We start from the raw sequence: 10,962 nt of genomic DNA on the forward strand, positions 1-10,962 counted from the left end.
CAAGCGTTCTGAAAACTCTGCCGACGGGGCCGCACAGTTTGAACAAGCATGTGGGGTCTTTTGGGTAAATATGGGGCGACACCTCCGAACAGGCCCAGAGGCAGGCAATTAATCGGAGCACACTGAGGGCCGCAGCGAGGACTGAGGGGACAGTGACCTCAAAGGCAAAGCGTTTGGTGAGCCCCAAGTTCAAAGCGCATTGAAGGGCTAAACCGCCCGCTACAAGCAGTGGGAAGGAAGTAAATATCTATACACCTCCATGATGGTTTCTTTGTATAGATGCTTGGAACTTCTCAGTTTTAATGCCGCATGAATGAGTGGTAGTCTCCAAAAAATGAGCCCTAGAGAATTAAAGATAGCAAACTTTCTGTTGGATTTCAGCAGCTTGCACCGAAAGCCTTCTGCGCCAAGATCTGGAGAAACTGGATGACCAACCAACAGGAACAAAAAGCAGACCATCCCGTGGAATATTCTGTGTCCAACGGATTGGCGGCGCGGCTGGCGAATTTGGGCATTTCAGTCGCAGTTACGTCATACCAATCCGGGCTTTTGTATTTTGTTGGCCAAAATGCGCAGGGTGGTATCAATATTCATCAATCTGCGATGGCCAAGCCAATGGGGCTCTGCCTAGATGAAAGTGGCGGGTTAACTCTGACGGGTGGCTTTCAAATCATGCGGTTTGAAAATGTGCTAGAGCGTGATCAACAAATCAATCACAGGTTTGATGCCTGCTATGTACCACGCATGGTGCATGTGACCGGCAATCTGGATGCCCACGATGTTGGCATAGGTGTGGATGGAAAGCCCGTATTCATCAATACCCGCTTCAACTGCATTGCCACCACATCGTCGCGTCATAGTTTTGAAATGCTCTGGAAGCCTCCTTTCATTTCGGCACTGGTCGACGAAGATCGATGCCACTTGAATGGGCTTGCTATGCAGAACGGTAAGCCGCGCTATGTTACGGCGGTGTCACGATCAAATACAATTGATGGTTGGCGCGACCGGCGTGCGGATGGCGGCATCCTCATAGATGTTGAGAAAAATGAGATCATATGTGAGGGCCTGTCGATGCCGCATTCTCCGCGGCTGCACAATGGCCAGCTTTGGGTGTTGAATTCCGGCACCGGAGAACTCGGGATTGTAGCGTTAGATGCGCAGGGGAAAGGGCGTTTTGAGCCGAGAGTGTTCTGCCCGGGTTTCTTGCGGGGGCTGGCATTTCACGGCGACTATGCTTTTGTCGGGTTGTCCAAGCCGCGTTACAAACGATTTGAGGGGCTGGCCCTAGACAAAAAGCTGAAGGATGCGGATTCAGATGCTTGGTGTGGTGTTCAGATTATCGATTTAAAAACAAATACCTGCGTTGATTGGCTGCGCATTGATGGCAGCGTCGGTGAACTATACGATCTGGAATTGATCGAAGGCTATACATGCCCAATGGCGGTGCCACCACAGTCCGCTGAAGCGGCCAATCTTGTGACCTTCCAGCACTAGAAAACTGTGGCTCAACTACCAGACACCAGTCCGCTTTTAACCAGGCTTTGAAATGACACTTGTGCCGTTAACGTTTCGTTAATACTTCGAATTTCGATGGGTGATTTCAATATTGCAGGTGATTTTCAGTGAGCCAGTTTATTCGTGCGCAGCGCAATTCGTTGTCCGGGCGTCTTGCCGTTACAACGGCACTCGCCACTGTCTTTCTTGGTGGCTATGGGGCACGGAAATCTTACGCGGGTGACTGCACGGCATCCGCGCCAGGTGTTTATTCCTGTTCCGGTGCCGCTGGCGCAGATGTCACCCAAAGTCTGGGAGGGGGCCCGCTTGAGGTGACCACACAGAGTGATTTCGGTGTGGAAACCGCATCGGGCGACGCAATGACCCTATATGGCTATGGCGGTCTGACGCTTGTGGATGACAATGTCTCGACCATCACGGGGGCAGACAACGGCGTTTATGCAACCAATTTCGGAAACAGCCTGACGATTACCACAACAGGGTCTGTCACGGGGCAAAGCTCTGCCGGTATTGATGCTTCTAACTACGGGTCAGATCTGGCGATCAACGCCGTTGACGTAACCGGCGGAGACGTTGGGATCTATGCGGGGAACGCTGGGTCGGGTGCACTTTCCCTTACTTCGACCGGGACTGTGACCGGCGTCAATTCTGATGGCATTGTTGCCGTGAATGGGGCTGGGGAAGGCCCCGGTGCCACGCCTACGGCACTGACGATCAACGTAGCCGAAGTGTCAGGTGGGCATCACGGGATCTACGGTATCAATTACGGCAGCGGAGCCCTGTCCATTACATCGGCGGGCCTGGTTGAGGGGGGCGACTCTGATGGTATTGGAGCCATAAACTTTGGCACAAGTCTGACGATTGAGACGACCGATGTAACAGGTGCGGATCACGGTATTTATGCAATTAACCAGGGCACTTCTGGACTAACGATCACGACGACCGGCGATGTGACAGGGAATGGTGAAGACGGTATTTTTGCCTATAACAGTGCCAATGACACCACGTCATCTATGGTAATCACACAATCTGCAGGGACCACCACAAGTGGTCTGGGTCACGGCATCCACGCCAATAACCTGGGCGGGTCTTTAACGATCAACGCCTATGGCACCTCGGATGGTACAAATGGCGATGGCATCCACGCAGACAACCTTGGTACCAATCTGACGATCAACTCAAATGTCACTCAGGGTGGCGATGACGGTATCTCTGCTAACAACTATGGCTCTGGCGCAATTTCGGTCACGACCACGGGCACAGCAACTGGCGATACGGACGAAGGTCTCGACGTTTACAACAGCGCCAACGGAACTTCGTTGACGATTGTCGCTGGCGACAACGTGTCTGGCTACCAGGCCGGAATTCAGGCCGTGAACTTGGGAACTGCTGGCCTGTCGATAACGGCTAACGGTGATGTAACCAGTCAAGCCAACGACGGCATCAGCGCTTATAACAGTGCAAATGACACCACGTCCTCTATGGTGATTACCCAGGCTGCGGGCACGACCACCAGCGGAGCGATCAACGGTATCGACGTGAATAACCTCGGCGGTTCACTGACCATCACCGCAAACGGAACGTCAACGGGCGTCGCCGGTGATGGGATCCAGGCCGATAATCAAGCTGGCACCACCAACCTGACCATCACCGCCAATACGGTCCAAGGCGGCGATGACGGGATATCGGCAAATAACTATGGCACGGGCTCTGCTTCGGTCACGACGACCGGCACAGTCACCGGTGCAGCTGACGAAGGTATCGATGTCTATAACAGTGCCGCAGGCACCTCGTTAACGGTTGTCGCAGAGGGTGATGTCTCTGGCTACCAATCCGGCATTCAAGCGCAGAACCACGGCTCTGGAACACTGTCGGTAACAAGTAACGGCAGTGTCACCAGTCAAACTGTGGATGGCATCTATGCTACGAACAGCGCGTCAGGTACCAATTTAACCGTCATCGCCAATAATGTTTCCGGCGATGTCGATGGCATTGATGCACGCAACCTTGGCACCGGTTCAACCACCATCACTGTTGATGGTACCGTGCAGGGCGGCAGCGGCGCTGGTATTAGTATCAGCACAGCTTCAAGCAGCTCAACTGTTGTAACGCTGAACTCCGGAGCCGATGTCCGTGCGACATCGGGCTCTGCAATCAGCAATGACAGTGGCGATCTGAGCCTGAATATCAATTCAGGTGCCACTGTGATTGGGGCTGTCAGCCTGGGCGATGGAAGCGATACGATCTTTTTGGCAGACGGAGCAGATATTTCAGATCCAGCAACCGTTTTGGATGGCGGTGATGACGCTGGAACGGGCGATGGCTTCGTTGACCAGTTGTATCTTGAAGGGACGCACATCCTGACGGGCGCGAACTTGCTTAATTGGGAGGCTGTATCGATTTCGGGCGGTGTTGTTAGCTTTGCTGACAACGCGCTTAACACCGGGTCAGATAGCGGTAGTGGCCTTTACATTACCAACGGCGGAACCCTGTCTGGCGGCAGCTCTTTTGCTTTGACCGGAAATATGGATATCTCTTCAGGCGGCACGTTTTCCGGCGCTGGAGGCGGCACGGGCAGTTTCTCTGTGAGTGGAAACACCAGCAATAATGGTGTTATGTCCCTTGCCGATGGCATCACCGGTGACACTTTTACAGTTGGTGGCGATTACACAGGCGATGGGGGGCTGGAACTGGATGTGGATCAGGCCAGCCAAACCGCTGACGTTGTTGTTGTTGATGGTGATGTAACCGGTGGGACCACCACCATCAGCCTGAATGGGTTTGCCTCGGACGGCAACGCGACCGATATCCTGTTGGTCGACGTGGGCGGCAGTTCGGCTGCAACGGATTTTGATCTTGGCACAACGATATCAGGAGCCTTTACCTTTGGGCTCGAGCAGACCAACAGCGATTGGTATCTGCGCAATACGGGCTATAATCCCAACACGTCAGCCTATGAGAGCTATCCCCAGACCCTGTTGTCTTTCACTAAACCGCTAACCTTCCGGGACCGCTTTGGTAATGACCCTTGGGCGAAGGTATCCAAAGGGGCTGTTTCTGACCCCGGCGTAGGGTCTGGCCACGGCAGGCCCTCGCCACAATATGGCTGGGTAATCACCGATGCCTCGCATTCTCAGGTCGGATCGTCGACATCCACAACTCAGTCCAGCTACGCGCTAGACAATTGGAACCTGCGAAGCGGTTTCAAATCCCCGGCCTATCGCAATGGCAATGGCTGGTGGGTGTTTGGATTTGCAGCGCATTACGGGACAGCCAGAGCTGAGGTTACTTCGACTGCCGGTAATGGTTCAATTGATACAACCGGACTGGGCGCTGGGTTTTCGACCTCGTGGATTGGTGATGGAGGTTTCTACTTTGATTGGCAGTTTGAAGCGAACCGGTTCAAATCAGACTTATCCAGCGTATATTCAGGGACCATTGTCGAGGACAATCAAGGGCGTGGTTATAGCTCAAGCGTCGAAATTGGTCAGCGGATCAAACTTGATGATCATTGGGCAATCACACCTCAGGCACAGGTAACTTACGCCTCGGTTCGGTTTGACCAGTTCACGGCAACAACCGGGACCACAGTTTCATTGACAGATGGCTCCGCAACAACGGCTCGCTTCGGGTTCACCGTGGATCGCGAACAGGCCCATGACACTGGAAAAAGGGGCGCAGGACTGTCTCACATTTTTGGTGTATTCAACCTCTACTCCAATGCGTCCACGGGGACCTCGGTTGATGTGTCTTCGGCTTCTTTGCAGAGCGCCCGCGAAGATTTCAGTGCTGAAATTGGCCTTGGTGCGGCATACTCTTGGAACGATGGCCAATCTCGCATTTTTGGCACTGTAACGGCGGGCTCTGGACTGGATGACTTTGGTCAAAACACGTCGTCTAGTGTAAAGGCAGGTCTGGACATCCGATTCTAGAGCTCTCGCTACTCGGTCGAACTCTTCCAATCCAAGTACGGTGACATAAAACAGCGGCAGTTCACCCTCGCTCAGGGTAGAGAATTCGTGCCGCTGTAGGGCTGGGCCACGGGTTCGCCTGAGTTCTGCAGTCAGTACTGGGGGTAGAGAGACAGAAAGGCCCCAATAACCGCTGCAGTTCTGGTCACCCATGGTGAAAAATCCATGGTTTTCATCGATCGGCAAGGTCTCCTATACCCCAGCCAGTACTTCCTGCTATGATGTAACAGCCAGATTGCTGGCCCTCTGAGCCCCAGAATACCCCAGAAATGCATTCCAGGAGGGGGGTACGAGTGCTCTCACGTGGCCTGTGTTGGCGCTTTGCTGCTTATCCCGCAGCTTTCTTGATTGGCCATTAGAAAGCCCTATCATGACATTTCAAACTGGTCGTCAGGCCAGCCTTTTACGGTCTCAGCAAGTGGAGGACGAAAATGCATCCAAAATTCTCTCTGACCGCACTATCGTTGGCATTGCTGCTTTCTGTTTGTCCAGCTTTTGCCGAACCGGTGCGTTTTGCCACTATTGATTACGCCCCTTACGCGCTTCACGATGATCCCGATGGGCGCCTTGGCCTTATTGTTGACATCAATACAGCCATCGCAGAGCGGGCAGAGCTTTCGCATTCCAACAGCAATCTTCCAATCACACGCGTGATAAAGAACCTTGAACACAATGTTTCTGACTGTGGTGTCTTTCTCTTAACGCCTGTAAGCAAAGAGAGCTATATTCCAGTGGCCAAAATATTGGACAGGTTTGACACAGTCATCATTACCCGGCCGGGATTGAAAATTGCGCGTGTCGAAGACCTACACGAATATCGTCTAGGCCTGCCAAGGGGAAGCTTTGAAGGCTCTACCATCGCATCTGATCCGAAAATTGAGCTTGTCTTTACAAATGACACCAAGCAAGGTGTAAATATGCTGGAAGCCGGTCGTATCGACGCGGTTGCTGGAACTGCGCTAAGTGCCTTGTTTCTATTGACAGATAAGGGACTGAGCCGAAAGGACATTGGTGATATTTTCACCTATGAGAGCCAGCAGATGTGGCTGCAATGTGCCAAGGGGCAATTGCCTGACGAAACCATCATGAAACTCCAACAAGCGACGGATTCACTTAGAGATGAAGGGGCTTTTGACGCATTCATCACGCGCTATATCTCTGACACCTTTAGCGTGCAGAAATAATCAGCGCTATGTAAATCCAGCTGATTGGCCCCTCTAAGAGGAGGGTCTGCTAATCTGAGCGCTGCAGAGCCGTTTCGATGACTGAAAGTAGGTCACGACGTCGTACTGGCTTGGTCAAATGAAAGGACTGGCGTCCAGCCAAATGAGAGCGTTGATGGTGTGGACTATCACCCTCGGCATATCCTGACATCATTATCACTGGCAACTCCGGAAGTACCTCAGCTGCATGGCGTATTAAGTCAGAGCCCTGTGTCTCCCCGGGCATGACCATATCCGTGATCAGCAAATCATATTCAGACTTGGTTGAAAGTTGGGCTTTGGCCACATCGCCAGTCACTGCGGTCGATACTGTGTAACCGGAGCGCCGTAGGATCATCGTAATGACATCCAAGACATCCGGATTATCTTCGACAACCATGATGCGGGCCCCTGGCGTTGCCGAAACCATTTCTGGCATTGGTTTTTTCTTTGTTTTTGAAGCCACCTCGCTCCCAGCACTGAAATAGAGGGTGAATACTGTCCCTTTGTTGAGTTCAGACACCACCTGAACTGTGCCGCCGGATTGCCGCATAAATCCTTGTATCATTGATAGTCCTAGGCCCGACCCCAACCCGGCAGGTTTGGTTGTGAAAAAGGGTTCAAATATTTTCGAGAGGCTTTCATTGTTGATGCCATGTCCCGTATCAGCGACTTGAACCGTCACATATCGTCCCGGACGCAGTTCTCCAGAGCAGACTTCTGCAGATGACCCGTCGAGTTCCACATTGGTGGTTGCAACGCTCAGCGTTCCTCCTTCGGGCATGGCATCCCGAGCATTCACTATCAAATTCAACACAGCACTCTCTGCCGCACTCCGGTCAATTTCAACGTCCCATAGATTAGAATTCAGAGATGCAACAAATTCGATATGATCAGGAAGCACGCGGTGGATCCAATTCTTGGTGTCCTGAACAAGAGTGTTCAAGTTCGTGCTTTCAGGTGCCAATCTCGATTGCCGGGCAAACGCCAGCATGCTGCGTGTCAACTCCGAGCCCCGTTTTGTTGCGCCAATGCTAGCATCAATTAACTTCAACTGGTTCGGATCAGTGATTTCATCACGTAGCAGTTCTTGGTTGCCCATGATCACAGCAAGAAGATTGTTAAAATCATGGGCAACCCCACCTGTTAATTGCCCGATGGCTTCTAATCGTTGGGATTGCCTGAGTTTGTCTTCGGTAATTTTCTTCTCAGTTACATCAGTTTGCACAGCCACTGACAAACCCCCATGTATGGGGTGGTCAAATTTGGTCGCTGATACCTCACACCAGAATACCGTGCCGTCTTTTTTGACGTTCTGGACCTCGCCGGTCCAGCTGCCTTTCGCCTTAATTCCCGAATGAATATCGGCCGCTATCTCTTCTGGCGCTTTCTCTGTCTTCGCATATATCATTCCAACAAACTTACCGATAAGCTCGCCTTTGTCATAGCCAAACATCTCGTCATGCATCGCGTTCGTATACACAATAGCCCCATCAGAAAGCCGAGATGCCTGTACACCTTCGCCCATGCCATCAATGATTTCGCCACGAAATGTCAGCTCAGTTTCTGCTTTCTTGAATTCAGTAATGTCTAAAATACTGACTGGGATACTGCGGAAACCCTCTTCGGTTTCCGGAATGGGCAATGAAATCACACCGACAATTTCAACACCTGTAAGCGTTTGAAAGGTAGTTTCAGCCCTGTAAATGCTTCGCTTTTCCCAAATCGCACATAGCTGATCTTTGAACATTTCAATTGATAGAGGACCCAGGGTGTTGTGCGCCTTCCGAAAAAGCTGATTTTCCGAGGAGGCTCCAAACAGCCGTAGAGTCGCCCTATTGGCACTCAGAATGTTGATCGTTGCAAAAATCTCTAAAGTAACATGCTCATTGCTGTCGAGATAACGACGAAGGTCTGTCACGCCACTTTGCCGCAGCTTGGCCAGGATATCGTACACTTCGGAATAGTCGGCATTTGAAAGGGACACTTCACTATTTTCAAAAAGTCGACGAAATCGAGCTTCCTCCAGTTTTAGCTGCTCGATAGCTTGCGAATGACTTTTTGAAAGTTGATTGTATTCGGTGGCTATTGCGCCCAGCTCATCGTCCTGATGAGCGGAAGACACAGGGAGTTCCTGTGCGCCTTCTCGGATCAACCGGGAGAGCATCCTAAGCGGTCTGGTCAACATCTTGTGGAACAAAACAGTAAGAATTATTGCTAAGGAAACATTCCTCAAAATTCCAAAACTCAGGATCAAACCCGAACGACGAAAAAATGCTTTGGCAATCACATTTGTATCGACCCGGATACTCAAGTCACCGGCGTGGAAGCCTGATTTCGGGTCTGTAAGTTGTGCATGATATGATTTTGCGTCGCCAAATAGGCCGTTGGCCAACCAAGAAAGTGACTTCTCTTGCGAGGGTCGACTCCTGGAAAACATCACATCGCCATAGCTATCAACGATCACGGCCTCAACGATTGCTGACTGTTGGAACAAGCCATTTACAACTGTTCTGGCAAGTTCGCGGTCCAGTGCAAACGCGGCCTGAAACGCAGTCTCTTCAAAAGCCCTAAGAGATTGATCAAATGTTTTGTCGATCTGCTCAATCTCGTTGCGCATATCGATCATGATCTGGATGAAGCTAAATCCAATTCCTAAGATGAAGCCAGTAATGACCGCAGCGCGGGCCTGTTTAAAAGACAGACTGTTGGTTATTCTTTGTGGCAACGAGCTTTTCATAACCAATTCAACAGAACCCGGCAGGATTGCAGCGTTTGACCACCCCACCAATTGCGCTGAGCGGTTGCGATACTTTCGGTACTTGCCCTCTGCCGCTCACTTCACCTTCTTTTGCGCAGTACGCCCTCGATAAGGCGTAACACACATTAGGTGGGCTGTCAGAAGGTGTTAATATGATAGTCTTAGCAAAAGCAGGGCAAACAAGAAGTGGTTGGGCCGATGTTAGTGCGGTCAGAGAGAATTGTAGGCGCATTCTCGCCCTCCACCTGCAGAGATCGTAAATGGCTGCCTTGGCAACCAGTCTCAACCGTTATGATAGGGGCTTTCTTACAGCCAATCAAGAAAGCTGCGGGATAAGCAGCAAAGCGCCGACACAGGCTACTGAGAGCCCCTATTACACCGAACCACACCATCCATGCGAGGGGCATAAACAGGGGCATTCTGAGCCACAAAGGCCTGCAATCAGGCTGCTACATCATGTTGGGAATTACTGGCTGGGGTGGTACCAGCCATGTTGAAGTCTAGTGCTTACCGACAAATACCTACAATACATTGCGATATTGGAGATTTCCTACTGCTCTCGCTCCAGGATGTTCCAACATGTTCTACTGCCTTCCCACTTTTCTTGTGGGAAGTAGCGTGGGAAGCCCATCGTTGGCGAAAATTAGGTGATGCACTATGGGAAAGCCCCTGACAGTAAAAACCGTAGAGAACCTGGGTCCGGGAAAATACTCGGATGGCGGAGGGCTAGGCTTGCTGTTGTGGGTGGCCAATACCGGAGCGCGCTATTGGGTGCAGCGCCTAACAATCAACGGAAAGCGGCGAGACTTGGGTTTAGGCGGGTTTCCAATCGTCACGTTGGCAGAAGCCCGCGAGCAGGCGCTTGACAATAAGCGGGCTGCGCGAGCCGGACAGGACCCTTTAGTCGAAAAACACAAAGCGCGGGCCGAATCTAGAAAGCGTATCACCTTCGCAGAGGCCGCAAACATGGCTTGTGAAGAATTGACCCCAACCTGGAAAAGTCCGAAGGAGCCGAAGGCTTTTCTGTCCAGTCTGAACACCTATGCTTTCCCCAGTTTCGGACGAACATATGTGGCCGACATAACTCCGGCTGAAATACGCCGTGCGGTGCTCGTTTGCCGGGCAAAGGTGCCAAACTTGTCAATGAAAGTGCAGCATCGAATTTACGCAGTATTCAAATGGTCGGTGGCTGAGGGCTTGCGAGCCGACAATCCAGCAACTGGCGGTGCTCTGGCCCTACCCAAGCTGGAAGTTCAGAAAAAGCAAAACCGGGCTCTACACTATTCCGAGGTGGCCGACGCTATTTCGAGGATTAGGGTTACACGCGCATGGACATCCGCCAAACTGGCATTGGAATTTGCCATTCTAACCGCCGCTCGTTCAGGCGAGGTGCGCGGCGCGATGTGGGACGAAATCGAGCTTCACGCCAGCGACAGTCTGTGCGTCGGCAGAGTTTTTGGGTCCAAAGGCAGCCTAAACTAAGAGAAAGTTTGGCTCATCTGGTTGGTTTGAT

At 51.7% G+C, this 10,962-nt stretch carries 5 protein-coding genes; 4 read left to right on the forward strand and 1 reads right to left on the reverse strand.

Going from position 1 to position 10,962, the window contains the following annotated elements:
- Window positions 1-426: 426 nt before the first annotated feature.
- From AC2T28_RS19420 to AC2T28_RS19430, 3 genes are all read left to right on the forward strand, one after another.
- Window positions 427-1,494: a TIGR03032 family protein gene (locus tag AC2T28_RS19420; RefSeq protein WP_486750302.1), complete on the forward strand. Its 1,068-nt coding sequence runs from the start codon at window positions 427-429 to the stop codon at window positions 1,492-1,494.
- 128 nt (window positions 1,495-1,622) lie between these two features.
- The gene (locus AC2T28_RS19425; protein ID WP_486750303.1) at window positions 1,623-5,447 is read left to right on the forward strand and encodes an autotransporter outer membrane beta-barrel domain-containing protein; all 3,825 of its coding nucleotides are present in this window, start codon (window positions 1,623-1,625) and stop codon (window positions 5,445-5,447) included.
- Between the two features lie 470 nt (window positions 5,448-5,917).
- Entirely contained in the window at window positions 5,918-6,670 is a 753-nt protein-coding gene (locus AC2T28_RS19430; protein ID WP_486750304.1) for a substrate-binding periplasmic protein, read from the forward strand.
- Between the two features lie 49 nt (window positions 6,671-6,719).
- Here the strand turns inward: AC2T28_RS19430 and AC2T28_RS19435 are convergent, their stop codons facing one another.
- The gene (locus tag AC2T28_RS19435; protein ID WP_486750305.1) at window positions 6,720-9,428 is read right to left on the reverse strand and encodes a hybrid sensor histidine kinase/response regulator; all 2,709 of its coding nucleotides are present in this window, start codon (window positions 9,426-9,428) and stop codon (window positions 6,720-6,722) included.
- A gap of 678 nt (window positions 9,429-10,106) precedes the next feature.
- Here AC2T28_RS19435 and AC2T28_RS19440 point away from each other — a divergent pair.
- Window positions 10,107-10,931, forward strand: coding sequence for a tyrosine-type recombinase/integrase (locus AC2T28_RS19440; protein ID WP_486750306.1), 825 nt, complete (start codon window positions 10,107-10,109; stop codon window positions 10,929-10,931).
- The last annotated feature ends 31 nt before the right edge of the window (window positions 10,932-10,962 follow it).

Source organism: Parasedimentitalea nitratireducens (assembly GCF_057444295.1).

Bases quoted from the DNA above. Each gene is read 5' to 3' on its own strand.
- AC2T28_RS19420 (WP_486750302.1), top strand. From the start codon at position 427: ATGACCAACCAACAGGAACAAAAAGCAGACCATCCCGTGGAATATTCT.
- AC2T28_RS19430 (WP_486750304.1), top strand. From the start codon at position 5,918: ATGCATCCAAAATTCTCTCTGACCGCACTATCGTTGGCATTGCTGCTT.
- AC2T28_RS19435 (WP_486750305.1), bottom strand. From the start codon at position 9,428: ATGAAAAGCTCGTTGCCACAAAGAATAACCAACAGTCTGTCTTTTAAA.
- AC2T28_RS19440 (WP_486750306.1), top strand. From the start codon at position 10,107: ATGGGAAAGCCCCTGACAGTAAAAACCGTAGAGAACCTGGGTCCGGGA.